At 72.4% G+C, this 22,927-nt stretch carries 23 protein-coding genes; 13 read left to right on the forward strand and 10 right to left on the reverse strand.

Annotated features, from left to right (window positions below; all coding sequences use genetic code 11):
• Positions 1-25: 25 nt before the first annotated feature.
• From IF04_RS0118450 to IF04_RS0118470, 5 genes are all read right to left on the reverse strand, one after another.
• Positions 26-1,099, reverse strand: coding sequence for an acyl-CoA dehydrogenase family protein (locus IF04_RS0118450; RefSeq protein ID WP_030258409.1), 1,074 nt, complete (start codon positions 1,097-1,099; stop codon positions 26-28).
• 7 nt (positions 1,100-1,106) lie between these two features.
• A complete protein-coding gene (locus IF04_RS0118455) occupies positions 1,107-1,448 on the reverse strand; it encodes a DUF3817 domain-containing protein (protein WP_078600481.1) in 342 nt (113 codons plus the stop codon).
• Between the two features lie 88 nt (positions 1,449-1,536).
• Positions 1,537-2,046 (reverse strand): MarR family winged helix-turn-helix transcriptional regulator, encoded by a 510-nt coding sequence (locus tag IF04_RS0118460; RefSeq protein WP_030258416.1) that lies wholly within the window; start codon positions 2,044-2,046, stop codon positions 1,537-1,539.
• Positions 2,047-2,143: 97 nt separating this feature from the next.
• Positions 2,144-2,446 carry an MTH1187 family thiamine-binding protein gene (locus IF04_RS0118465; RefSeq protein ID WP_030258420.1) on the reverse strand — a complete coding sequence of 101 codons (303 nt, stop codon included), beginning with the start codon at positions 2,444-2,446 and terminating at the stop codon, positions 2,144-2,146.
• Positions 2,443-2,802, reverse strand: coding sequence for a DUF3817 domain-containing protein (locus tag IF04_RS0118470; RefSeq protein ID WP_030258423.1), 360 nt, complete (start codon positions 2,800-2,802; stop codon positions 2,443-2,445). Before IF04_RS0118470 ends, IF04_RS0118465 begins: the two co-directional genes overlap by 4 nt.
• 210 nt (positions 2,803-3,012) lie before the next feature.
• On the opposite strand from IF04_RS0118470, the gene IF04_RS0118475 reads away from it, so the two are divergent.
• The 4 genes from IF04_RS0118475 (at position 3,013) to IF04_RS0118490 (ending at position 5,682) form a co-directional block, all read left to right on the forward strand.
• A complete protein-coding gene (locus IF04_RS0118475) occupies positions 3,013-3,651 on the forward strand; it encodes an AIM24 family protein (protein ID WP_037959875.1) in 639 nt (212 codons plus the stop codon).
• Positions 3,651-4,301 carry an AIM24 family protein gene (locus tag IF04_RS0118480; protein WP_030258428.1) on the forward strand — a complete coding sequence of 217 codons (651 nt, stop codon included), beginning with the start codon at positions 3,651-3,653 and terminating at the stop codon, positions 4,299-4,301. Before IF04_RS0118475 ends, IF04_RS0118480 begins: the two co-directional genes overlap by 1 nt.
• Positions 4,298-5,068, forward strand: coding sequence for an AIM24 family protein (locus IF04_RS0118485; protein ID WP_030258430.1), 771 nt, complete (start codon positions 4,298-4,300; stop codon positions 5,066-5,068). The genes IF04_RS0118480 and IF04_RS0118485 overlap by 4 nt, the downstream gene beginning before the upstream one ends.
• A gap of 137 nt (positions 5,069-5,205) precedes the next feature.
• Positions 5,206-5,682, forward strand: a complete 477-nt coding sequence (locus IF04_RS0118490; protein ID WP_030258432.1) for a MarR family winged helix-turn-helix transcriptional regulator — start codon at positions 5,206-5,208, stop codon at positions 5,680-5,682.
• A gap of 102 nt (positions 5,683-5,784) precedes the next feature.
• Here the strand turns inward: IF04_RS0118490 and IF04_RS0118495 are convergent, their stop codons facing one another.
• Positions 5,785-7,200 carry a sensor histidine kinase gene (locus IF04_RS0118495; protein WP_051831354.1) on the reverse strand — a complete coding sequence of 472 codons (1,416 nt, stop codon included), beginning with the start codon at positions 7,198-7,200 and terminating at the stop codon, positions 5,785-5,787.
• A 4-nt stretch (positions 7,201-7,204) separates the two neighbouring features.
• On the reverse strand, positions 7,205-7,867 hold the full coding sequence (locus tag IF04_RS0118500) for a response regulator transcription factor (protein ID WP_030258438.1): 663 nt from the start codon (positions 7,865-7,867) through the stop codon (positions 7,205-7,207).
• 198 nt (positions 7,868-8,065) lie between these two features.
• Here IF04_RS0118500 and IF04_RS0118505 point away from each other — a divergent pair, with 198 nt between their 5' ends.
• Positions 8,066-8,764 (forward strand): PepSY domain-containing protein, encoded by a 699-nt coding sequence (locus IF04_RS0118505; protein WP_030258441.1) that lies wholly within the window; start codon positions 8,066-8,068, stop codon positions 8,762-8,764.
• A gap of 132 nt (positions 8,765-8,896) precedes the next feature.
• On the opposite strand, the gene meaB is transcribed toward IF04_RS0118505, so the two are convergent.
• Entirely contained in the window at positions 8,897-9,856 is a 960-nt protein-coding gene (meaB, locus tag IF04_RS0118510; RefSeq protein ID WP_030258443.1) for a methylmalonyl Co-A mutase-associated GTPase MeaB, read from the reverse strand.
• 41 nt (positions 9,857-9,897) lie between these two features.
• On the reverse strand, positions 9,898-11,103 hold the full coding sequence (locus IF04_RS0118515) for an acetyl-CoA C-acetyltransferase (RefSeq protein WP_030258448.1): 1,206 nt from the start codon (positions 11,101-11,103) through the stop codon (positions 9,898-9,900).
• Between the two features lie 136 nt (positions 11,104-11,239).
• On the opposite strand from IF04_RS0118515, the gene mce reads away from it, so the two are divergent.
• From mce to IF04_RS35810, 8 genes are all read left to right on the forward strand, one after another.
• Complete coding sequence (gene mce, locus IF04_RS0118520) at positions 11,240-11,668, forward strand: methylmalonyl-CoA epimerase (RefSeq protein ID WP_030258452.1); 429 nt, start codon at positions 11,240-11,242, stop codon at positions 11,666-11,668.
• A gap of 162 nt (positions 11,669-11,830) precedes the next feature.
• Positions 11,831-16,258 carry a polarized growth protein Scy gene (gene scy / locus IF04_RS0118525; RefSeq protein WP_037959878.1) on the forward strand — a complete coding sequence of 1,476 codons (4,428 nt, stop codon included), beginning with the start codon at positions 11,831-11,833 and terminating at the stop codon, positions 16,256-16,258.
• 114 nt (positions 16,259-16,372) lie between these two features.
• Positions 16,373-17,308: a coiled-coil domain-containing protein gene (locus tag IF04_RS0118530; RefSeq protein WP_030258459.1), complete on the forward strand. Its 936-nt coding sequence runs from the start codon at positions 16,373-16,375 to the stop codon at positions 17,306-17,308.
• A 214-nt stretch (positions 17,309-17,522) separates the two neighbouring features.
• Positions 17,523-18,545, forward strand: a complete 1,023-nt coding sequence (locus IF04_RS0118535) for an ABC transporter ATP-binding protein (protein WP_037959881.1) — start codon at positions 17,523-17,525, stop codon at positions 18,543-18,545.
• Positions 18,546-18,547: 2 nt separating this feature from the next.
• Positions 18,548-19,321, forward strand: coding sequence for an ABC transporter permease (locus IF04_RS0118540; RefSeq protein WP_030258465.1), 774 nt, complete (start codon positions 18,548-18,550; stop codon positions 19,319-19,321).
• Positions 19,321-20,211: a hypothetical protein gene (locus IF04_RS0118545; protein WP_051831355.1), complete on the forward strand. Its 891-nt coding sequence runs from the start codon at positions 19,321-19,323 to the stop codon at positions 20,209-20,211. Before IF04_RS0118540 ends, IF04_RS0118545 begins: the two co-directional genes overlap by 1 nt.
• A 98-nt stretch (positions 20,212-20,309) precedes the next feature.
• Positions 20,310-21,545, forward strand: coding sequence for an ABC transporter ATP-binding protein (locus tag IF04_RS0118550; protein WP_030258471.1), 1,236 nt, complete (start codon positions 20,310-20,312; stop codon positions 21,543-21,545).
• Positions 21,542-22,546 (forward strand): ABC transporter permease, encoded by a 1,005-nt coding sequence (locus IF04_RS35810; protein ID WP_078600453.1) that lies wholly within the window; start codon positions 21,542-21,544, stop codon positions 22,544-22,546. Before IF04_RS0118550 ends, IF04_RS35810 begins: the two co-directional genes overlap by 4 nt.
• A 36-nt stretch (positions 22,547-22,582) precedes the next feature.
• Here IF04_RS35810 and IF04_RS0118560 read toward each other — a convergent pair whose 3' ends face one another.
• Positions 22,583-22,900, reverse strand: a complete 318-nt coding sequence (locus tag IF04_RS0118560; protein WP_030258476.1) for a hypothetical protein — start codon at positions 22,898-22,900, stop codon at positions 22,583-22,585.
• Positions 22,901-22,927: the final 27 nt, after the last annotated feature.

A 22,927-nucleotide genomic window follows, 5' to 3' on the forward strand; every position in this document is an offset into this window, starting at 1 on the left:
CGCGCCCCCTCCGGCAGCGGGTACGTCAGCCGCGCAGGGCCGCCAGATGCGCGTCCCTGACGTCCGCCGTCTGGCCCTGGACCAGCAGGAACATGCCCTCACGGGCCAGCCGCTGCGCCGGGCTGTCCAGACCCACGGCCCGGCCCCCGCCCGCCACGACAGCGGCAGTGGTCGCCGCACGCAGTACGTCGTACGCGCGCATCTTGGCCGCCAGTCGGTCGGGGATGCGCTCCTGCGCCGGTACCTCGTCCAGCAGCGCGTACGCGTCCTTGCGGACCGCCGCCAGCCGCTCGCGCAGCACGCCGGCGGTCCGTGCCGCGGCCTCGTCGCCCGAGGCGTCCAGGAGGTCCAGCGCGGCACGGGTGACGCCCAGTACCGCCGGGTTGACGTTGGTGTTCTTCGGCCGGTCGGCCGCCGCCCACTCCTCGTACGGCTGCCGGAGGGCCACCGCGCCGTCGGGCAGCACCAGCCCGTCCAGCTCCAGGCCGACCGTGCGGGTCCCGGAGAGCGCGGCCAGCTCCAGCGGCTCCGTGGCGCGCAGACCGGGCTGCTCACGGGCCTCGACGACACCGAAGACGACCTCGCCGCCCTCGGTGGCGCCGCCGAGCAGCAGGACGTCGTTCAGGCCCCAGCCGGTGTACCAGGGCACCCGGCCGTCGAAGCGCCACCCCGAGTGCTCCCGGGTGACGCGCACCGGCAGCTTCGGGAAGGCCCGCAGATGGGAGAAGGCGATGCCGGCCAGCAGCGTCCCGTCGCACAGCGGGCGCAAGAGCTGCTCACGGACGGGTGTGCCCTCGGGGGCGGCGGCGAGGAGCGCGACCGGCGTGTGGTGCTGCGCCTGGACGAAGAAGGTGGCGCAGCAGGCCCCGGCGAGGATCTCGACGATCTCCCGGACGACGGGGGCGGGCGCCGCGGCCCCGCCGTACGCGGCCGGGCCGGTGGCGCCGAGCACGCCCGACGCCTTGACCGCGGCGATCGTGGCCGGATCCACACCCTCGCGGTCGGCGCGCTCGGCGGCCGGGGCGAGGGTGTCGGCGGCGAGCCGCCGCGCGGCCACGACCAGCGGGTGGTCGTGGTGGTCGGCGTACGGCTCGCTCATGCGGGCGTCAGACCTTGGCGGTCTGCGCGGCCGCGTCGCCCGTGATCAGCGGCTCCAGCTCGCGCGAGACCTTGCGCTCGACGAAGAAGGCGGCGGTGGGGATCGTGCCGGCGATCAGCACCCACAGCAGTTTCCCGATCGGCATCTTGGCCTTGGAGCCCATGTCGAAGGCGAAGACCAGGTACACGACGTACAGCCAGCCGTGGGCGATGCCGACGACGCTGGTGAAGCCGGCCGCACCGTCGATGTGCAGCAGGTACTTGGCGATCACGCCGAGGGTCAGCAGGACCAGCAGCACGCCCGTCACGTACGCCATCGTCCGGTAGCGGGTCAGCACGCTTCGTTTCATGCCCACGAGCGTAACCGTACGAGCGGGGGCGATCTTCGCCGCCCCCTCGCCCGGCGGGGCCCTTAACGACCCCTTATTCACGGGCTTCTTACTCGTCCGTGAAGTCCGCCGCCGCCACCCGCAGCGGGCGCAGCAGGGCGAAGATCTCCTGGCACTCCTCGGCGTCGTACGCGCCGAGCCCGAAGTCCATCGCCATCAGGTCCTGGGTCGCCGCGTCGCACACCTCGCGCCCCTTGTCCGTGATGGACGCGAGCGTGCCGCGCCCGTCGTTCGGGTTCGGGCGCTTGGCCACCAGACCCGACTTCACCAGCCGGTCGACGGTGTTGGTGACCGAGGTGGGATGCACCATCAGGCGTTCGCCGATCTTGGACATCGGCAACTCGCCGGCCTGCGAGAAGGTCAGCAGCACCAGGGCTTCGTAACGCGCGAAGGTGAGGCCGTACGGCTTGACCACGGCGTCCACCTCGCCCAGCAGGATCTGCTGAGCCCGCATGATCGAGGTGATCGCCGCCATCGCCGGGACGGCCCCCCACCGGCGCTGCCACAGCTCATCGGCGCGGGCGATGGGATCGAAGGGGAGACTGAGCGGCTTCGGCACGTATCCGACCCTACCGGTCGCCCATATGGTGGTCAGCCCCGTCTCAGAGAACGGGCGCGGACGGTGTGTCACCGGCCACGCCCGCGCCCACCGGCCGTCAGTCCCGCTTCTCCGCGAGATGCCGCTCGACCGTGTCCACCTTCGAGGTCAGCCCGTCGGTCACGCCCTGCCGGATGTCGGCCTTGAGGACGAGCGAGACCCGGCCCGCACGCTCTTCGACCGCGGCGACCGCGCGCTTGACGACGTCCATGACCTCGTCCCACTCGCCCTCGATGGAGGTGAACATGGCGTCCGTACGGTTGGGCAGCCCGGACTCGCGGACGACCCGTACCGCGTCGGCGACGTACTCCCCGACGTCCTCGCCCACGCCGAGCGGGCTCACCGAGAATGCGACGATCATGCGCCGGCCCCTCCCACGACGCCTTCCTTCTCCTTGCGCGCGCGGGCGGCGATGACGGACGCCTCGGCCTCGCGCTTCAGCTTCCGCTCGGCGAAGAAGCCGCCGGTGGGCAGGACGGAGAGGATGAAGTAGAGCGCGGCGGTGCCGAACGACCACTTCGTACGGTTCCAGGCGTCCAGCCAGAAGATCACGTACAGGATGAACAGCACGCCGTGGATCGCGCCCATGACCGGCACCGCGTTGAACTCCGTGGTCCGCTTCAGGACCGAGCAGATCAGCAGCAGCAGGAAGGAAACGGCCTCGGGGGCGGAGACCAGGCGGAGCCGGCGCAGGGCGGAAGCGGTCTTGATGTCCACGGGAACCTCGTTCGGGTGGGGTGGGTGCAGCCTTTAGCTTGTGCCTACATTCACAAGCACCGCTCCATTGTGACAGCCGCGCGGCGGTCCCCCGCCGCCGGGCCTGTCACCGGACCCTTGGCCGGGCCCCGCCATCCGGCCCCCGCCACCCGGCCGGTCCCCGCCCGGTCCCCTGCCCTCCGGCGCCGCGGCGGACTACGGTCTGGTGCCGTGGCTCAGTTTCGGCTCCAGGGGAGCAAGGTGCTCGCCGTCGACATGACCGGCGATGCCGTGAAGGCGAAGAACGGTGCGATGGTCGCGTACGACGGCCGGATGGCGTTCAAGAAGATGAGCGGCGGGGGCGAGGGCCTGCGCGGCATGGTGACCCGGCGGCTGACCGGGGAACAGATGGAAATGATGGAGGTGAAGGGCGAGGGCACCTGCTATTTCGCGGACCGCGCGAGCGAGATCAATCTGGTGAACCTGCACGGCGAGAAGCTGTACGTCGAGGCCAGCAACCTGCTGTGCACGGACGCCGCGCTGCGCACGGGCACCACCTTCACCGGACTGCGCGGCGCCTCGCAGGGCAACGGGCTGTTCACCACGACCGTGGAGGGCACCGGCCAGGCCGCGCTCACCTCGGACGGCCCGGCGGTGGTACTGCGGGTGACGCGGGACGCCCCGCTCCAGGTCGACCCGGGCGCGTACGTCGCGCACACCGGCGACCTGCGGCAGCACTTCCAGTCCGGTGTGAACTTCCGCACGTTCATAGGGGAGGGCTCGGGCGAGGCCTTCCAGATCCGCTTCGAGGGCGAGGGCCTGGTGTACGTACAGCCCAGCGAGCGCAACACCATCGGCGGTGAGGTCTGATGCCGTTCACGGTCCTCAACTCGCGCATGGTCAGGGCCGAGGTCGCACCCGGTCAGCGGCTGTTCAGCCAGCGCGGCGCGATGCTCGCGTACCAGGGCGAGGTCAGCTTCACCCCCAACATGCAGGGCGGCCAGGGCGGCATCGGCTCCATGATCGGCCGGCGGATCGCGAACGAGGCGACCCCGCTGATGACCGTCGAGGGCAGCGGCTCCGTGATGTTCGGCCACGGCGGCCACCACGTCCACGTAGTCGACCTGACCGGCGACACCCTCTACGTCGAGGCCGACCGGCTGCTGGCGTTCGACGGCACGCTGCGCCAGGGCACGATGTTCATGGGCGCGCAGGGCGGCGTGATGGGCATGGTCCGCGGCCAGGTCACCGGCCAGGGCCTCTTCACGACGACCCTCGAAGGCCACGGCTCGGTGGCGGTGATGGCGCACGGCGGCGTGATCGAACTCCCCATCCGCCAGGACCGCCCGGTCCACGTCGACCCGCAGGCATACGTCGCCCACCGCGGCAACGTCCGCAACAAGCTCTCCACGGCCCTCGGCTGGCGGGAGATGGTCGGCCGCGGCTCGGGCGAGGCATTCCAACTCGAACTGTCGGGCCAGGGCACGGTGTACGTACAGGCGTCGGAGGAAAAACTGTGAGCGGTCCCGTCATTCACGATGTGCATTCGCTGCCCGCGGATGACAACGTCAATCCGTATGCCTTCAGTGTGGAGCTGGACGGGCAGTGGTTCCTGCAGAAGGGAAAGATGATCGCCTATTTCGGGCAGATCGATTTCCAGGGAATCGGGCACGGGGCGCTGGACCGGCTCATCAGGACCAGTTTTCATTCGCCGCTGCACGCCGCGGACTGGGTGGTCGCGCAGGGGCGGGGCAAAATGCTGCTGGCGGACCGGGCGTTCGATGTGAATTCTTACGACCTGGAGGAGGGCAATCTCACGATCCGCTCGGGGAACCTGCTCGCTTTTCAGCCATCCCTGTCGCTGAAGCAGTCGATCGTGCCGGGCTTTTCGACGCTCATCGGCACCGGGAAATTCGTCGCGGCCTCCAACGGGCCGGTGGTCTTCGCGGAGCCGCCGATCCGGGTCGATCCGCAGGCGCTGGTGGGCTGGGCGGACTGCCCCTCGCCGTGCCATCACTACGATCACCAGTATCTGCGCGGCTTCCTCGGGGGCCTGCGGGCGCACACCGGTATCGGCGGGGTCTCGGGCGAGGAGCACCAGTTCGAGTTCGTCGGGGCCGGCACGGTGCTGCTGCAGTCGACCGAGCAGCTGATGCCGGAGGCGGCGACGGGGACGGTGCCGGCGGAACCCGGGGTACCGGGCGGGTCCGCTGGTCAAGCCGGTGGCTCACAAATGCCGCAGCTGCCGGGATCGCTCGGGGGGCTCCAGCGCCGCTTCGGGCTGTGAGCGGTAGTCTGCGGAGGGTGACCTCGAACGTCTGAGCCCCGCCCGCTGGACTGACCCCCGGCGGAAAGGGCTCGGTGAGGCCACGATCACGGGGCATGACTAATTTACCATTCAACTTTCACGGGTAGAATTCATTCATGACGACCGACAGTGACACCCCCTGGCTGACCGACCAGGAGCAGCGTGCCTGGCGCACCCATCTCGACGTCAGCAGGCTGCTGACGCACCAGCTGGAGCGGGATCTCCAGCCGTTCGGGCTGACCTACAACGACTACGAGATCCTGGTGAACCTCTCCGAGGCCGAGGAGCGCAGAATGCGCATGAGCGACCTCGCGGCCTCCACGCTCCAGTCCAAGAGCCGGCTCTCGCACCAGATCACCCGCATGGAGAACGCCGGGCTGGTGCGCCGCGAGAGCTGCGAGTCCGACCGGCGCGGGCTGTACGCGGTCCTCACCGACGAGGGCTGGGACACCATGCGCCGGGTCGCGCCGCACCACGTGGCCTCCGTGCGCAAGCACTTCATCGACCTGTTCTCGGCGGACGACCTGGCCGCGCTGCGTGCCTCGCTGACGCCGGTGGCGGATCACCTGCGGGGGCACCGCGGCAAGTACTGACAAGTACTGATCCGAGTACGGGCCCGGCGCACTGACCGGCCGGACGTCGCGCGGGACGCGGGTGGGGGAACACGCCGCACCCGCGCGGCACCGCCGGGGCCGTCAGTCCCGGCTGTCCCGGCTGTCCCGGCTGTCCGGAGCCACCGGCAGCCGCAGTTCGAAGGCCGCGCCCTCGTGCACGGCCAGCGTGCCGCCGTGCCGTTCGGCGATGTCCCGGGCGATGGCGAGGCCCAGGCCCGCGCCGCCCTCGTCCCGGCTGCGCGCGTCGTCGAGCCGTACGAACCGCTCGAAGATCCGCTCCCGGTCGGCCTCGGCCACGCCGGGACCGTCGTCGTCCACCCGCAGCACCGCCCACCGGCCGTCCCGGCGCACGTCCACCGTGACCCGCGAACGGGCGTGCCGCTGCGCGTTGTCGACGAGGTTGCCCAGGATCCGGCTGAGCTGGCCGCGCGAGCCGGACACCTCCACGCTCGGCAGCTCCCCGGCGCGCACCGGCAGCCGGTCGGTGACCCGCTGCGAGAGCTCCTCGCGGGCCAGCGCGCCCAGGTCGATCCGGGTGTCCTTGGGCCGCTCCCCCGCGTCCAGGCGGGCCAGCAGCAGCAGGTCGGCGGCCAGGTGCTGGAGCCGTACGGTGTCCTCCACCGCGCCCGGCAGGTCCAGCAGCTCGGGGTGCGCCTGGGCGACCTCCAGCTGGGTGCGCAGGCTGGCGATGGGGCTGCGCAGCTCGTGCGAGGCGTCCGCGATGAAGCGGCGCTGGCGCTCGACGGACGCCTCCAGGGCTGCCAGCGTCTCGTTGGTGGTCCGGGCCAGCCGGGCGATCTCGTCGCGGGAGGCGGGCTCCGGTACCCGCCGGGACAGGTCCGTACTGGCGGTGATGGCGGCCATCTCGCTGCGGATGCCCTCGACGGGGCGCAGCGCGCGCCGGGTGACCAGCCAGGTGACGCCCGCGACGACCAGGAGCAGCAGGGGCAGGCCGATGAGCATGGCGTTCCGCACCGAGCCGATGGTCTCCTGCTCGGCGGCGAGCGGGGTGCCGGCCATGACGGTCACCGTGCGGCCCTGGGTGTCGGTGGCGTCCACCTCGGCCCAGCGGTAGTCGGCACGCTTGCCCTCGACGTCGGCCGTGCCGTCGGAGAGGTCGACGTCGTCGTCCACCTCCCCGGGGCGGGGGGTGTCGCGGTCGTCGTCATCGTCGTCGTGGCGGCCGTTGCCGGCCACCCCCAGGGAGACCTTCGTGCCGTCGACGGCCTGGAGGTCCTCACTGGCCGCCAGCACGCGGCCGTGCTCGTCGTCGACGAGCACGGGGTGTTCGTCGGCATCCGGCAGATCGAGGTCCCGGTAGGCCGTGCCGGTGGCGATCCCGGCGGCGACCTCGCGGGCCGAGACCTCGGCGTGCAGGTCGGCCTGGGCCGCCAGGTTCGTCCGCAGCACCAGCAGGACCGCTATGCCGACCGCGATGAGGGAGACGGCGACCACGGCCGTGGCGCCCGCGGCCGCTCTGGCCCGTACGGAGCCCATGGCCTTAAACACCGGGCACCATCCGGTACCCGGCGCCGCGCACGGTCTGGATCGTGGCCGCGCCGAGCTTGCGGCGCAGGGCGCTCACGTACACCTCGACGATGTTCGGGTCGCCCTCGTACGCGAAGTCCCAGACGTGTTCGAGTATGTCGGACTTGGAGACCACCTCGCCGGCCCGCAGCGCGAGCTGTTCCAGGACGGCGAACTCCTTGGTGGTCAGCGGCACGTCCTCGTCGGCGCGGCGCACGGTGCGGGCGCCCTGGTCGATGGTGAGGGTGCCTACGGTCAGTACGGGCAGCGCGGTGCGGCCGCGGCGGCGCAGCAGCGCCTTCACGCGGGCGACCAGCACGACGTAGCTGAAGGGCTTGGTGAGGTAGTCGTCGGCGCCGGTGTCCAGGCCCTCGGCCTCGTCGTACTCGCCGTCCTTGGCGGTGAGCATGAGGATGGGCACGTCGTTGCCGGCTGCACGGAGGGCTCCGCAGACGCGGTAGCCGTTCATGCCGGGCAGCATGATGTCCAGGACGAGGAGGTCGTACGCGCCCTCGCTCGCCATGTGCAGGCCTTCCAGGCCGTCGTGCACGACGTCCACGGCGTATCCCTCGGCGGTCAGGCCGGCGGCGAGGGAACGGGCCAGCCGCTTCTCGTCCTCCACGATCAACAGGCGCATGCGACAAGGGTGCCATCGGCTTGCTGAAGGCGGCTTCAGGTGGGTTTCCTGAAGACGGCTTCAGGCTCCTTCAGGGTGGCTTCAGGATCGGGTCGGCAGTGTGAGGGCATCACTTGGGGGCCACCCCCGGCCCCCTCCGGGAGACCCCCGGCCCCCGGGTGATCCTGCCGAACAGCAACCCGTTTTGGAGGCTTCACCATGAAGCGCAATGTCGTCATCGCCACCGTCGCCGCGGCCGCCCTGATTGCCGGCGGCACCGCGACCGCTGTCGCGATCGGTAACGAGGACGGGACGGCATCGGCATCGAGCTCGTCGCCGGCGCAGGGCCAGCAGGCCGGCGGTGTGGCGTCGGACGCGAACGCACAGGGTCAGGACGACGACCGCGACGGCGACGACGTCCGGGAGGCGAAGGGCGCCTCGGTCACCGCGCAGCAGGCGGCGGCCGCCGCGCTGAAGGCCGTGCCGGGCACCGTCACCGAGGTCGACCTGGACGACGACGAGTCCGGTGTCGCCTGGGACGTGAACGTGCTGGGCAAGGACGGCAAGTGGCACGACATCACCGTGGGCGCCGACAAGGCAGAGGTGCGCGGTCAGCACGTCGACCAGGACGACGACGGCGACGAGGGCAAGAACCGGGTCCGCTCCGTGCTGAACGACGCCTCCGTGGACATCGCTCAGGCCGCCGAGAAGGCCGCCGCGCACGGCACGGTCGTCTCGGTCGAGCTGGACGGCCCGGACCACGGCAAGAAGCTCGTCTGGGAGGCCGAGACGGTCACCAAGGACGGCGCCGAGCACCACGTGACCGTCGACCCGGGCAGCGGTGCGGTCAGCAAGGCGGCGTCGGACGACGACCATGACGACCACAGCGACGACGACCACGACGGCGACGACGACTGACGTTTCCCAGGACGACTGACCTTCCCGAGACCGGCGGCGCCCCCCGCCGCCCGCCAGGCCGACCGGCTCCCCGCCCCCCGGGGAGCCGGTCGGCTCTTGTCGCGTCGGGCCCGTTCCGTCAGGCCTTTTCCGTCAGCCCTTTTCCGTCAGGCCCGCCACCAGTTCGTCGGCGGCGGTGTACGGGTCGAGCGTGCCGGCCAGGATGCGGTCGGCCAGGGCGCCCAGCCGGCGGTCGCCGTGCAGGTCGCCGATGCGTTCGCGGAGGGTCGTGACGGCGATCGTCTCGACCTCGCGGGCGGCCCGGGACGCGCGCCGCTCGGCGAGTACGCCGTGCTCGTCCATCCAGGCGCGGTGCTTCTCCAGCGCCTCGACGACCTCGTCGATGCCCTCGCCGCGGGCGGCGACGGTCTTGACGATGGGCGGCCGCCAGTCGCCGGGCGCACGGGACTCCCCCAGGCCCAGCATGTGGTTCAGCTCACGGGCCGTGGCGTCCGCGCCGTCCCGGTCCGCCTTGTTGACGACGTAGACGTCGCCGATCTCCAGGATGCCCGCCTTGGCGGCCTGGATGCCGTCGCCCATGCCGGGGGCCAGCAGCACCATGCTGGTGTCCGCCTGCGAGGCGATCTCCACCTCGGACTGGCCGACGCCCACGGTCTCGACCAGGATCACGTCGCAGCCCGCCGCGTCCAGTACGCGGATGGCCTGCGGCGCCGCCCAGGCGAGGCCGCCGAGGTGGCCGCGGGTGGCCATGGAGCGGATGTAGACACCGGGGTCGGAGGCGTGCTCGCTCATCCGGACCCGGTCGCCGAGCAGCGCGCCGCCGGAGAACGGGGAGGACGGGTCGACGGCCAGGACGCCGACCCGCTTCCCGATCTTCCGGTACGCGCTGACCAGCGCGGAGGTGGACGTCGACTTGCCCACGCCCGGCGAGCCGGTGAGGCCCACGACGTACGCCTGACCCGTCAGCGGCGCCAGTGCGGCCATCACCTCGCGCAGCTGTGGCGAGGCCCCCTCCACCAGCGAGATCAGCCGGGCCACCGCGCGCGGCCGGCCCTCGCGGGCCTGCTCGACCAGCATGGGGACGTCTGCCATTGCTCAGCGCTCCGTTCTCGATCTTCCCGTACGGGTACCCGTCACTTGCCCGGCACGCGCACGATGAGCGCGTCGCCCTGGCCGCCACCGCCGCACAGGGCGGCCGCGCCCACGCCGCCGCCGCGCCGCTTCAGCTCCAGCGCGAGGTGCAGGACGATGCGGGCGCCGGACATGCCGATCGGGTGGCCGAGCGCGATGGCGCCGCCGTTGACGTTCACCTTTTCCGGCGAAACCCCGAGGTCCTTCATGGACTGCACGGCGACCGCGGCGAACGCCTCGTTGATCTCGATGAGATCGAGGTCGGCGACCTTCAGGCCCTCCTTGCCGAGGGCGTGGTTGATCGCGTTGCTGGGCTGGGACTGCAGGGAGTTGTCCGGGCCCGCGACATTGCCGTGCGCGCCGATCTCCGCGATCCACTCCAGGCCCAGCTCCTCGGCCTTGGCCTTGCTCATCACGACCACGGCGGCGGCGCCGTCGGAGATCTGCGAGGCGCTGCCGGCGGTGATCGTGCCGTCCTTGGCGAACGCCGGGCGCAGCTTGCCCAGCGACTCGGCGGTGGTCTCGCCGCGGATGCCCTCGTCCTGGCTGAAAACGACCGCCTCGCCCTTGCGCTGCGGGATCTCGATGGGGGTGATCTCCGCCTCGAACAGGCCGTTCTTCTGGGCGGCGGCGGCGCGCTGGTGGGAGCGCGCGGCGATCTCGTCCTGCTCGGGGCGCTTGATGCCCAGGCGGGTGTTGTGCTTCTCGGTGGACTCGCCCATCGCGACGTTCTCGAAGGAGTCGGTGAGCCCGTCGTGCGCCATGGCGTCGAGCATCTCCACGGCGCCGTACTTGTAGCCGCCGCGGGACTTCGGGAGGAGGTGCGGGGCGTTGGTCATGGACTCCTGGCCGCCGGCCACGATCACGTCGAACTCGCCCGCGCGGATGAGCTGGTCGGCCAGCGCGATGGCGTCCAGGCCGGAGAGACAGACCTTGTTGACGGTCAGGGCCGGGACGTTCATCGGGATGCCCGCCTTCACGGCCGCCTGGCGGGCGGGGATCTGGCCCGCGCCGGCCTGCAGGACCTGGCCCATGATCACGTACTGCACCTGGTCGCCGCCGATGCCGGCCCGGTCCAGTGCCGCCTTGATGGCGAAGCCTCCGAGGTCGGCGCCGGAGAAGGACTTCAGGGACCCCAGGAGGCGTCCCATGGGAGTACGGGCCCCCGCGACGATCACGGAGGTGGTGCTGCCGTTCGATGAGGACATCAGCGCGGCCTTCCTGTGCAGGGAAGTTAACGAGGGTTTTCCTCAATGTACTGAGCGGTACCGGCCGGGTCACCGGGCTGTCGGTGTGATCGCGCGCACGTTGCGTAATCATGCGTGCGAGCGGTGCACTGGAACCATGCTGACGCGAATCGACCACATCGGGATCGCCTGCTTCGACCTCGACAAGACCGTCGAGTTCTACCGGGCGACATACGGCTTCGAGGTGTTCCACTCGGAGGTCAACGAAGAGCAGGGCGTACGGGAGGCCATGCTGAAGATCAACGATACGTCGGACGGCGGCGCTTCGTACCTTCAGCTGCTGGAGCCGACCCGGCAGGATTCGGCCGTGGGCAAGTGGCTGGAGAAGAACGGTGAGGGGGTGCACCACATCGCCTTCGGCACGGCCGATGTGGACGGTGATGCCGCTGACATCCGCGGGAAGGGTGTGCGAGTGCTCTACGACGAGCCGCGTACCGGTTCGATGGGCTCCCGGATCACCTTCCTGCACCCCAAGGACTGCCATGGTGTGCTGACCGAACTGGTCACGGCCTCCCAGGAGCACTGACCTTCACGTTCCCCGGCCGGTAGAGTGCTGCTTCGGCCGGGGTCCGGATCGGGGCTCGGTCCAATCTCCGCCGATGATCTGACACCATTTCTTCGGAAGGGTCAGCTCCACGCACGACGGAGCCGGCCGCCACCATGACCAGGGGACGGATGGGACCGCGCAGTGCGGGGCAACGACCGCTACGAGGCTGACGATCACCTCTCGCAGTTCGAGGCCGAGATGGAGCGGCTGAAGACGGAGCGGGACAAGGCCGTCCAGCATGCCGACGACCTCGGCTATCAGGTCGAAGTTCTGCGTGCCAAGCTCCACGAGGCACGCCGTACCCTCATGACGCGCCCGGCGTACGACAACGTCAGCGCCCAGGCCGAACAACTGCTGCGCAACGCCCAGGTGCAGGCCGACCAGCTCCGCGCGGACGCCGAGCGCGAGCTGCGCGAGGCCCGGGCCCAGACCCAGCGGCTGCTGCAGGAGCAGGCCGAGCGCCAGTCCCGGCTCGAAGCCGAGCTGCACACCGAGGCGGTGGAGCGCCGCCGGCGGCTGGACGAGGAGCTCAACGAGCGCCGGGCGACCGTCGAGAGCCACGTCAACGAGAACGTCGCCTGGGCCGAGCAACTGCGCTCCCGTACCGAGGCCCAGGCCCGCCGGCTCATGGACGAGTCCAGAGCCGAGGCCGAGCAGGCGCTGTCGCAGGCGCGCGCCGAGGCACAGCGGCTGGCCGAGCAGGCCCGCGAGCGGCTGGGCGCCGAGGCCGAGCAGGCCCGCGCGGAGGCCGACGCGATCCTGCGCCGCGCCCGTACGGACGCCGAGCGGCTGCTGAACGCCGCGTCCACGCAGGCCCAGGAGGCCACCGACCAGGCCGAGCAGCTCCGTACGTCGACGGCCGGGGAGTCCGAGGAGGCCCGCCGGCGCAGCGCCGAGCTGACCCGCACCGCCGAGGAGCGGCTGCAGGAGGCCGACACGGCGCTGCGCGAGGCGCGCGCCCGGGCCGACAAGCTGGTCGAGGAGGCCGAGGCGAGCGCCGCCAAGCGGCTGTCGGCGACGGAGTCGGAGAACGAGCAGCGCACCCGTACGGCCAAGCAGGAGATCGCCCGGCTGGTCGGCGAGGCCACCAAGGAGGCCGAGGCGCTGAAGGCCGAGGCCGAGCAGCTGCGCGCGGACGCCAAGGCCGAGGCCGAGCGGCTGGTCGCGGAGGCCCAGGAGGCGGCCCGCGCGAAGGCCGCCGAGGACTCCGCCGCGCAGCTCGCGAAGGCCGCGCGGTCCGCCGAGGAGATGGTGAGCAAGGCGTCGGAGGACGCCAAGGCCACCACCCGGGCCGCCGCCGAGGAGGCCGAGCGGATCCGCAAGGAGGCCGAGGCCGAGGCGGACCGGCTGCGCGAGGAGGCGCACGAGACCGCCCAGCAGCTCAAGGGCGCCGCCAAGGACGACACCAAGGAGTACCGCGCCAAGACCGTCGAGCTGCAGGAGGAGGCGCGCCGGCTGCGCGGCGAGGCCGAGCAGCTGCGGACCGAGGCGGTCGACGAGGGCGAGCGGATCCGCGGCGAGGCCCGCCGCGAGGCCGTGCAGCAGATCGAGGAGGCCGCGGCCACCGCCGAGGAGCTGCTGGCCAAGGCCAAGTCCGACGCGGAGGAGACCCGTTCGGGCGCGACGGCGGACAGCGAGCGGCTGCGCGCCGAGGCCGCCGAGCGCGCCGCGCAGCTCCGCGCGCAGGCCGAGGAGGCGCTGGAGCAGGCGCGCAGCGAGGCCGAGGACCTGCACGCCGCGGCCGAGGAGGCAGCGGCCGCGACCCGTGCCGAGGCCGAGGAGGCCGCCACCGAGCTGCGGGCCGAGGCCGAGCGCAGCGCGGACGAGCGGCGCGAGCTGGCCCAGGCTGAGCTGGACCGGCTGCACAGCGAGGCGGAGGAGCGGGTCGCCGCGGCCGAGACGGCGCTGCGCGAGGCCCGCGAGGAGGCCGAGCGGCTCCGCAAGGAGGCCCAGGAGGAGACCGCCCGCCTGAAGGCGGAGTCCGCCGAGCGGCGCCGGGAGAAGGAGCAGCAGGCCGAGGAGGAGGCCGAGCGGCTGCGTGCCGAGGCCGCCTCGGACGCCGCCGAGGCGCGGGCCGAGGCCGAGGCCGCCGCCACGCGGCTGACCGCGGAGGCGGCCGCCGAGGCCGAGCGGCTGAAGTCGGAGGCGCAGGAGACCGCCGACCGGGTGCGCGCGGAGGCCGCTGCGGCGGCCGAGCGTACGGGCGCGGAGGCCGCCGAGGCGCTGGCCGCGGCGCAGGAGGAGGCCGCGCGCCGCCGCCGGGAGGCCGACCAGGAGCTGGGCGAGGCCCGCGAGGAGGCCCACCAGGAGCGCACGGCGGCCCGCGAGCAGAGCGATGAGCTGCTGGCCGCGGCCCGTAACCGGGTGGCGGAGGCGCAGGCCGAGGCCGAGCGGCTGGTCGAGGAGGCGGACCGGCGCGCCGAGGAGCTGGTGGCCACCGCCGAGCAGACCGCGCAGCAGGTACGCGACGCGGTCGCCGGGCTGCACGAGCAGGCCGAGGAGGAGATCGCCGGGCTGCGGTCCGCCGCCGAGCACGCGGCGGAGCGTACGAAGGAGGACGCGCAGCAGGAGGCGGACCGGCTCCGCTCCGACGCGTACGACGAGCGCGAGCGCGCTTCGCAGGACGCCGGCCGTATCCGGCAGGACGCGCAGACGGAGGCCGAGGCCGCCAAGTCGCTGGCGGAGCGCACGGTTTCGGAGGCGATCGCCGAGGCGGAGCGGCTGCGCACGGAGGCGCGGGGCGCGCTGGACGAGGCGCGGCAGGCCGCGGACAAGCGCCGCGCGGACGCCGCCGAGCAGGCCGACGAGCTGCTGGCCGAGGCCACGCAGGAGGCCGAACGGACGGTGGCCGAGGCGGGCGCCGAGGCCGAGCGGCTGCGCGCGGAGGCCGACCGCACGCTGGACGAGGCGCGCGAGGCCGCCAACAAGCGCCGCAGCGAGGCCGCCGAGCAGGCGGACGAGCTGCTGACGGAGGCCACCGCGCAGGCCGAGAAGCTGGTCGCGGACGCCACGGAGAAGGCGCAGCAGCTGCGGACGAACGCCTCGGACGCGCTGGCCGCCGCCGAGCAGGACGCCGCCCGGGCCCGTGCCGAGGCGCGCGAGGACGCCAACCGGATGCGGACCGAGGCCGCCGAGCAGGCGGACCGGCTGATCGCCGAGGCCCGCACGGAGGCCGAACGGATCGTCAACGAGGCGACCGAGCTGACCTCTTCGGCCCAGGCGGACGCCGACCGCGCCGTCCGGGAGGGCCAGGAGACCGCCGACCGGCTGCGGGCCGAGGCCGCCGAGCACGCCGAGCGGCTCGTCGCGGACGCCACGGCGCAGGCCGAGCAGCTCCGCGCCGAGGCCGCCGAGGCGCTGGAGAACGCCCGCGCGGAGGCGGACCGGACCGCGGACGAGGCGCGCAAGGACGCGGCAAAGCGCCGCGCCGACGCCGCCGAGCAGGCCGACAGCCTGATCTCCGAGGCCGGTACGGAGGCCGAGCGGCTGCGTACGGAGGCGGCGGAGGCCACCGCGACGGCGGAGCGGGAGGCGGACCGCACCCGGGCCGACGCCCGCGAGCAGGCCGACCGGATGCTCGCCGAGGCGACGGCGGACGCGGACCGGATGCGCAGCGAGGCGGCCGAAACGGTTACCTCCGCGCAGCAGCACGCGCAGCGCACCCGTAACGAGGCCGACCAGGTCAAGGCGGACGCCGAGGCCGAGGCCGAGCGGTTCCGCAACGAGGCGCTGGAGGAGGCCGAGCGCACGCTGGACGAGGCGCGCAAGGACGCGGCCAAGCGCCGCGCGGACGCCGCCGAGCAGGCCGACCAGCTGATCGCCAGGGCGCAGGAGGAGGCGCTGAAGGCCGCCACCGCCGCCGAGGAGCAGGCCGACACGATGGTCGGCGTGGCCCGCAAGGAGGCCGAGCGGATCGTCGCGGAGGCCACCGCCGACGGCAACGCACGGGTGGAGAAGTCCCGTACGGACGCCGACACGCTGCTCAGCGAGGCACGCGGGGACGCGACCGCGATCCGGGAGCGCGCCGAGGAGCTGCGGGCCCGCATCGAGGCCGAGGTCGAGGAGCTGCACGACCGGGCCCGCCGGGAGTCGGCCGAGGCGATGAAGAACGCCGGCGAGCGGGTGGACAAGCTCCTCGCGCAGGCCGAGGCGCAGCGGGTGGAGGCCGAGGAGAAGGCCAAGGAGATGCTCTCGGACGCGAGCAGCGAGGCCAGCAAGGTCCGCATCGCGGCGGTGAAGAAGGCCGAGGGGCTGATCAAGGAGGCCGAGCAGAAGAAGGCGCAGGCCGTACGGGAGGCGGAGGCGCTGCGTACGGAGGCCGAGCAGGAGGCCCAGCGGATCGTGGACGACGGGAAGCGCGAGCTGGAGGTGCTGGTCCGCCGTCGGGAGGACATCAACACCGAGATCTCGCGGGTCCAGGACGTGCTGGAGGCGCTGGAGTCGTTCGAGGGACCGGGTGGCTCGGGCGGCGGCAAGGGCGGCTCGGGGCAGGGTTCCGGTTCGGGGGGCGTCAAGGCCGCGGCGGGCGCGGGAGCAACTCGTTCGGGTGGCAAGCAGTCTGATGCTTAGCCACTCAAATGAGGGTTCATTCTCCACTTCAAACGGTCAATGACTCGATGACACGCCGCTCGGGCCCCTAGGATTCCCCTTATCACCTCACCGGTCTCTTTCGACAGGAACCCCATGAGCGACACTTCCTCCCCCTTCGGTTTCGAGCTCGTGCGGCGTGGGTACGACCGCGGTCAGGTCGACGACCGCATTACGAAGCTCGTCGCCGACCGCGACAGCGCGCTTGCGCGTATCACCTCGCTGGAAAAGCGCATCGAGGAGCTGCACCTCGAAACGCAGAATGCCCAGGCCCAGGTCAACGACGCCGAGCCGTCCTACGCGGGCCTCGGTGCCCGGGTCGAGAAGATCCTCCGTCTCGCCGAGGAGGAGGCCAAGGATCTGCGCGAGGAAGCGCGCCGGGCCGCCGAGCAGCACCGCGAGCTGGCCGAGTCGGCCGCGCAGCAGGTCCGTAACGACGCCGAGGCGTTCGCCGCCGACCGCAAGGCCAAGGCGGAGGACGAGGGCGCCCGGATCGTCGAGAAGGCCAAGGGCGAGGCGCAGACGCTGCGGGCCGACGCGCAGAAGGACGCGCAGTCAAAGCGCGAGGAGGCGGACTCCCTCTTCGAGGAGACCCGCGCGAAGGCCGCCCAGGCCGCGGCCGACTTCGAGACCAACCTCGCCAAGCGCCGCGAGCAGTCCGAGCGGGACCTCGCCTCGCGCCAGGCCAAGGCCGAGAAGCGGCTCGCGGAGATCGAGCACCGCGCCGAGCAGCTCCGCCTGGAGGCCGAGAAGCTGCGTACGGACGCGGAGCGCCGGGCCCGCCAGACGGTGGAGACCGCGCAGCGCCAGGCCGAGGACATCGTGGCCGACGCGAACGCGAAGGCGGACCGTATCCGCAGCGAATCCGAGCGCGAGCTGGCGGCGCTGACGAACCGTCGCGACTCCATCAACGCGCAGCTCACCAACGTGCGCGAGATGCTCGCGACGTTGACCGGTGCGGCGGTGGCTGCGGCGGGTACGCCGGGCGAGGAGGAGTCGTCCCGGGGTGTGCCGGCCCAGCAGGGTCGCTAACGCGGCGCCGAGCCGATCCGTTCGCTCCGTCCGCCCCGCGCCGCGTTGTGTGGTGCGGGGCGGTCGTGCGTGCGGGTGCGTATCGCGGCCTGGCGGCCGCTCGTCCTCAATCGCCGGACGGGCTTGATTTGGCCGGTCGTGCTCACAGGTCCGGACGGGCTTGATTGGGTGTGTCCAGGGGGCGGAGGCGCGCCGGCGCGCCTACCGTGGCCGCATGATCGAGATTGAGGGGCTGACCAAGCGGTACGGGGAGAAGCTTGCTGTTGACGGGCTGACCTTTGCCGTGCGGCCCGGGATCATCACCGGGTTTCTCGGGCCCAACGGGGCCGGGAAGTCCACCACCATGCGGATGATGCTCGACCTGGACAACCCCACCGCCGGGACGGTCCGGATCGACGGCCGGCACTACCGCCAGCTGCGCGACCCGCTCAAGTACATCGGTGCGCTGCTCGACGCCAAGGCCATGCACGGCGGGCGCAGCGCGTACCACCACCTCCTCTGCCTGGCGCAGAGCAACGGCATTCCGCGTGCCCGCGTCCATCAGGCGCTGGACACCGTGGGGCTGACGGCCGTCGCCAAGAAGCGGGCCAAGGGGTTCTCGATGGGCATGGGGCAGCGGCTCGGCATCGCCGCCGCGCTGCTCGGCGATCCGCGCATCCTGATGTTCGACGAGCCGGTCAACGGTCTCGACCCCGAGGGCATCCACTGGATCCGCAATCTCATGAAGAGTCTGGCCGCCCAGGGCCGTACGGTCTTCGTCTCCTCGCACCTGATGAGCGAGATGGCGCTGACCGCTGACCACCTCGTCGTCATCGGGCAGGGCCGGCTGCTCGCCGACACCTCCATGGCCGAGTTCATCCGGCGCAATTCGCGGAGTTACGTCCGGATGCGCTCCCCGGAGCACGAGCGGCTGCGGGACGTGCTCGCGGCGGCCGGGCACACCGCCGTACCGGCCGCGGACGGCGCGCTGGAGATCGACGGGGTGAGCGCCGGGGACCTGGGCGAGCTGGCCGCCGGGCACGGCCTCGTGCTGCACGAACTCAGTCCGCAACAGGCGTCACTGGAGGAGGCGTTCATGCAGCTCACCGCGGAGTCGGTGGAGTACCACGCGCACTCGGACACGGCGGGTCCGGCCGTACCGGCGGGACCGGCTCCCGGTCCGGACGCGGCCCCGCCACCGCCGCCCCAGCCTGCCGAGGCCTGGGGTGCCGACTGGCAGCGGAAGAAGGGGCGCTGACGATGGCAGTGGCCTCGCAGGTCCTCACCTCGGAATGGACCAAGATCAGGTCGGTGCGCTCCACGGTGTGGACGCTGGGCATCGCCGTGGTCGTCACGGTCGTCATGGGCGCGGCGATCTGTCTGCTCGTCAAGAACGACTTCGAGTCCATGCCGGTCCGCGAGCGGCTCACCTTCGACGCCACCAGCACGGCCTTCGCCGGGATGGGCCTGGGCCAGCTCGCGATGATCGTCTTCGGGGTGCTGGTGGTCGGAGGCGAGTACAGCACCGGCATGATCCGCACCTCGCTGGCCGCCGTGCCGCAGCGCGGCACCTTCCTCTTCAGCAAGATCGCGGTGGCCACCCTGCTCGCGTTCGTCGTGTCCCTGGTGACCAGCTTCGTGGCCTTCTCCGTGGGCCAGTCCCTGCTGGGCCCCGACCTCCGGGTGGGGCTCGGCGACCCGGGCGTGCTGCGCGCGGTCTTCGGCGGCGCGCTCTACATGACGCTGATCACGCTGTTCTCCATGGGCGTGGCCGCGGTGCTGCGCAGTCCGATGCTCTCGCTGGGCATCCTGATGCCGTTCTTCTTCCTGATCTCCAACATCCTCGGCGCCGTCTCGGCCACCCGGAAGCTCGGCCGGTACCTCCCCGACCAGGCGGGCCAGAAGGTCATGAAGGTGGTGACCACCGGCGACGACGTCCCGTACGGCCCGTGGGGCGGGCTCGGCATCATGGCCCTCTGGGTCATCGCCGCGCTGATCGCCGGGTATCTCTTCCTGAAGAAACGGGACGCGTAGTGCTGCCCACGGGTGCGCCGGGGCTCGGCCCCGTTCCGGCCCTGGAGCCGCTGACGTATCCGGGGCGGCCGGTGACGGCGCCCGTGCTGCTGGACGGCGGGACGCTGCTGCCGCTCACCGCGGTCCCCGGCCCGCACCGGGTCGGCGGCTGGCGGCTCGGCCCGGACCCGGACCGCACCCTCGACGACGTACTGCGGGCCCGCGGTCTGCCGCCCGCCGGGCAGCGCCACCCCGTCCTCGCCGTCGGCTCCAACGCCTGCCCCGCGCAGGTCTCGTACAAGCTCACCCGGCGCGAAGTCCCCGCGGCCGTGCCGATGGTCCCGGTACGCCTGCGCGGCATCCGTGTGGGCAGCTCGGCGCACATCGGTACGCCGGGTTACGTGGCCGCCGCGCCGTTCACCGACCCGCACTCCGAAGTGACGCTCGTGGCGGGGTGGCTGGACGCCGCGCAACTGGCGGTCGTGGACGCCACGGAGGCCCACTACCACCGCGTCCTGCTGCCCGGCGACCGGTTCCCCATGACGCTGCCGTCCGGGGAGCGGCTGAGCGGCGCGTACCTGTACGTGAGCCGGCACGGCGTGCTGGCGGGGCCGGACGGCGGACCGCGCCCCGCCGGGCCGCAACCGGCGCTGCTCGCCGCGCTGCTGGCCGGGTCGGCCGCGCTGCGGCGGATCCTCGGGCCCGATCCGGAGGCGTGGGTGACGCGGGCCGCCGCGGACGGCGCGGTGCGGTCGGAGGCGCGGCGGATCTTCCGCGCGGAGGGCCGGGTGCTGCCGCAGGAGGAGTTCGCCCCGTATGTGGACGATGACGCGGAGGTCCGGACGTACGACGATCTGCCGCCCATCGGGGGCGAAGCGGGTCTTCGCCGGTCACCGACACGCGGGGATTGAGCGGAACCGTCAATGGCTCGATAGCCTCCTAACCCTCACGGGGGCATGAGGTCATTTCGGCATGCCGTGCCCCGACACCATCTCGCGAGGGGCGGAGAATGATCGAGGCAGTCGGCCTGACGAAGCGCTACGGCGCCAAGACGGCCGTGCACAACCTGTCGTTCCAAGTACGGCCGGGGACCGTCACCGGCTTCCTGGGGCCCAACGGGTCCGGGAAGTCCACGACCATGCGCATGATCCTGGGGCTGGACACCCCGACCTCGGGGCACGTGACGATCGGCGGCCACCCCTTCCGCAAGCTGCCGAACGCGCCGCGCCAGGTGGGCGCGCTGCTCGACGCGAAGGCCGTGCACGGCGGCCGCAGCGCCCGCCAGCACCTGCTGTCGCTGGCGCAGCTCTCCGGGATCCCGGCGAGCCGGGTGGACGAGGTGCTGGGCCTGGTCGGGCTGCAGGACGTGGCCAAGAAGCGGTCCAAGGGCTTCTCGCTGGGCATGGGGCAGCGGCTCGGCATCGCCGCCGCGATGCTCGGCGACCCTCAGGTGCTGCTCTTCGACGAGCCGGTCAACGGCCTGGACCCGGATGGCATCCTCTGGGTCCGCAACCTGATGAAGCAGCTGGCGTCGGAGGGCCGTACGGTCTTCGTCTCCTCGCACCTGATGAGCGAGATGGCGCTGACGGCCGAGCACCTGATCGTGATCGGCCGCGGCCAGCTGCTCGCCGACATGAACGTCAAGGACTTCATCGCGGCCAACTCCACCGGCTTCGCGCGCGTCCGCACGCCCGACACCGAGCCGGGGCTCGCCGAGAAGCTGACCTCGGCGCTGAGCGAGGCGGGCGGCCAGGTCGTGCCCGAGCCGGACGGCGCGCTGCGGGTGACCGGGCTGGCGCTGCCGCGGATCAGCGATCTGGCGCACGAGGCGGACGTCCGGCTGTGGGAGCTGTCGCCGCACCAGGCGTCGCTGGAAGAGGCGTACATGCAGCTCACGCAGGGGGCGGTGGACTACCGCTCGGCGGTGCCGCCGCAGGCAGTGCCGGGCATGATGCCCGGTGCTGTGCCTGGCGTCGTGCCCGGTGGGGTGCCTGGTGCCGTGCCCGGCGGGATGCCGCCGCAGGGGTACGCGGGTGATCCGTACGCCGGTGCGTACGGGCCGCAGGGCGGGGCGCCCGGTCCGTACGCGGGACAGCCCGGCCCGTACGGAGCGCAGCCGCAGGGCGCGCCGGTCCCCGGGCCGTACGGAGCGCCCCCGGCGCCGCCCCAGCAGCCGCAGGCACAGCCCCAGCCGCACGCCGCCCCCGCCGACCCGACCCAGCAGCACAGCGAGGACGCCCGATGACCAGCCCCGACCAGCCGCAGCAGCCGCAGCCGCCCCGCCAGGACGAGGGCACGATGATGCTGAACGCCGTCGGACCGCGGGCCGGCGGACCGCAGCCGGGCGCACAGCCCCAGCAGGCGCCCGCACAGCAGCCCCAGCAGGCACAGCCCCAGCAGCAGCCCGCGTACGCCCCCGCTCCCCCGCAGGCGCAGTTCTCCGGGGGCGGTTACGTCTCGCCCATACCGGTGCGGCCGACGCACCTGGGGCACGCGCTGGCCTCGGAGTGGACGAAGATCAAGTCGGTCCGCTCCACCGTGTGGACGCTCGGCGTGATGATCGTCCTCGTGCTCGGCGTCGGCACGCTCACCGGCTTCGGCATCTCCGCGAGCGGCACCGACCTGCGCGGCGCCTCGCCGCTGGGCTTCGGCATGTTCGGCATGCTGCTCGGCCTGATGTGCGTGATCACGCTGGGCGTGCTGTGCGTCTCCTCCGAGTACGGCACCGGCATGATCCGTACGACGCTGACCGCCTGCCCCAGCCGGGCGCGGGTGCTCGCCGCGAAGGCGATCGTCTTCTTCCTGCTGTCCTTCGTGGTCACCGCGGTCACCACGACGCTGGTCGCGCTGATCGAGACCGGCCTGCTCAGCGGCCAGGGCGGCGCGACGCCGAGCGGCTCGGAGTGGTTCAAGGCGACGGTCGGCGTGAGCCTGTACGTCGCGATGCTCGGCCTGCTCGCGCTGGCCGTCGGCGCGCTGCTCCGGCACTCGGCGGGCGCCATCACGATCATGATCGGGCTGGTGCTGCTGCCGCTGGTGCTGGCGCTGTTCATGATGGCGGAGAGCCTGCAGGACCTGCGGGAGTTCCTGTTCGAGTACTCCATCCCGAGCCAGCTCGGTGTGATGTACAGCAACGCCGTCGCCGCGTCCGGCCCCTCGGGCTGGGACCCGCTGTGGATCGTGACGGGGCTGACGGCCGTCGTCCTCGGCGGCGCCTTCGTGGCGCTGCACCATCGGGACGTCTAGTCACCGCAGGGAGTCCGAAAAGCGCCGCGCCCGGGGTCAGTATCTGGGCGCGTTACGGGACCGCTGGAGCCGGGCGCTCCGGCGGTCCCTCGCGTTCCAGCACGCCTTGTGCCAGTGCCGCCGGTCGTCGCCGTCGCTGTGCTGCGGCCAGGCCACCACGTGCGGCACGCCGGGCGGGATCTCCTGGTCACAGCCCGGGCAGCGGTAGTGCTTGGCCGCCGCGCCGCCGCCGATCTGCCGTACGTACCACTCCTCGCCGCGCCACTCCTCCGTACGCTCCAGTCCGTAGCGCGGGCCACCCACGCGAGCCGACAGGTTCTCACCGCCGCGCGGACGGTTTCGACGGGGGGACACTGGGCACCTCGGGACTTCTCGGGGGGA

Source organism: Streptomyces violens, assembly GCF_000717745.1.
Lineage (GTDB): Bacteria > Actinomycetota > Actinomycetes > Streptomycetales > Streptomycetaceae > Streptomyces > Streptomyces violens.

Excerpts from the sequence above, each read along its gene's own strand:
- IF04_RS0118450 (WP_030258409.1), bottom strand. The coding sequence starts at position 1,099 with ATGAGCGAGCCGTACGCCGACCACCACGACCACCCGCTGGTCGTGGCC.
- IF04_RS0118455 (WP_078600481.1), bottom strand. The coding sequence starts at position 1,448 with ATGAAACGAAGCGTGCTGACCCGCTACCGGACGATGGCGTACGTGACG.
- IF04_RS0118465 (WP_030258420.1), bottom strand. The coding sequence starts at position 2,446 with ATGATCGTCGCATTCTCGGTGAGCCCGCTCGGCGTGGGCGAGGACGTC.
- IF04_RS0118480 (WP_030258428.1), top strand. The coding sequence starts at position 3,651 with ATGCCGTTCACGGTCCTCAACTCGCGCATGGTCAGGGCCGAGGTCGCA.
- IF04_RS0118490 (WP_030258432.1), top strand. The coding sequence starts at position 5,206 with ATGACGACCGACAGTGACACCCCCTGGCTGACCGACCAGGAGCAGCGT.
- IF04_RS0118495 (WP_051831354.1), bottom strand. The coding sequence starts at position 7,200 with ATGGGCTCCGTACGGGCCAGAGCGGCCGCGGGCGCCACGGCCGTGGTC.
- IF04_RS0118500 (WP_030258438.1), bottom strand. The coding sequence starts at position 7,867 with ATGCGCCTGTTGATCGTGGAGGACGAGAAGCGGCTGGCCCGTTCCCTC.
- IF04_RS0118505 (WP_030258441.1), top strand. The coding sequence starts at position 8,066 with ATGAAGCGCAATGTCGTCATCGCCACCGTCGCCGCGGCCGCCCTGATT.
- meaB (WP_030258443.1), bottom strand. The coding sequence starts at position 9,856 with ATGGCAGACGTCCCCATGCTGGTCGAGCAGGCCCGCGAGGGCCGGCCG.
- IF04_RS0118515 (WP_030258448.1), bottom strand. The coding sequence starts at position 11,103 with ATGTCCTCATCGAACGGCAGCACCACCTCCGTGATCGTCGCGGGGGCC.
- mce (WP_030258452.1), top strand. The coding sequence starts at position 11,240 with ATGCTGACGCGAATCGACCACATCGGGATCGCCTGCTTCGACCTCGAC.
- IF04_RS0118530 (WP_030258459.1), top strand. The coding sequence starts at position 16,373 with ATGAGCGACACTTCCTCCCCCTTCGGTTTCGAGCTCGTGCGGCGTGGG.
- IF04_RS0118535 (WP_037959881.1), top strand. The coding sequence starts at position 17,523 with ATGATCGAGATTGAGGGGCTGACCAAGCGGTACGGGGAGAAGCTTGCT.
- IF04_RS0118540 (WP_030258465.1), top strand. The coding sequence starts at position 18,548 with ATGGCAGTGGCCTCGCAGGTCCTCACCTCGGAATGGACCAAGATCAGG.
- IF04_RS0118550 (WP_030258471.1), top strand. The coding sequence starts at position 20,310 with ATGATCGAGGCAGTCGGCCTGACGAAGCGCTACGGCGCCAAGACGGCC.
- IF04_RS35810 (WP_078600453.1), top strand. The coding sequence starts at position 21,542 with ATGACCAGCCCCGACCAGCCGCAGCAGCCGCAGCCGCCCCGCCAGGAC.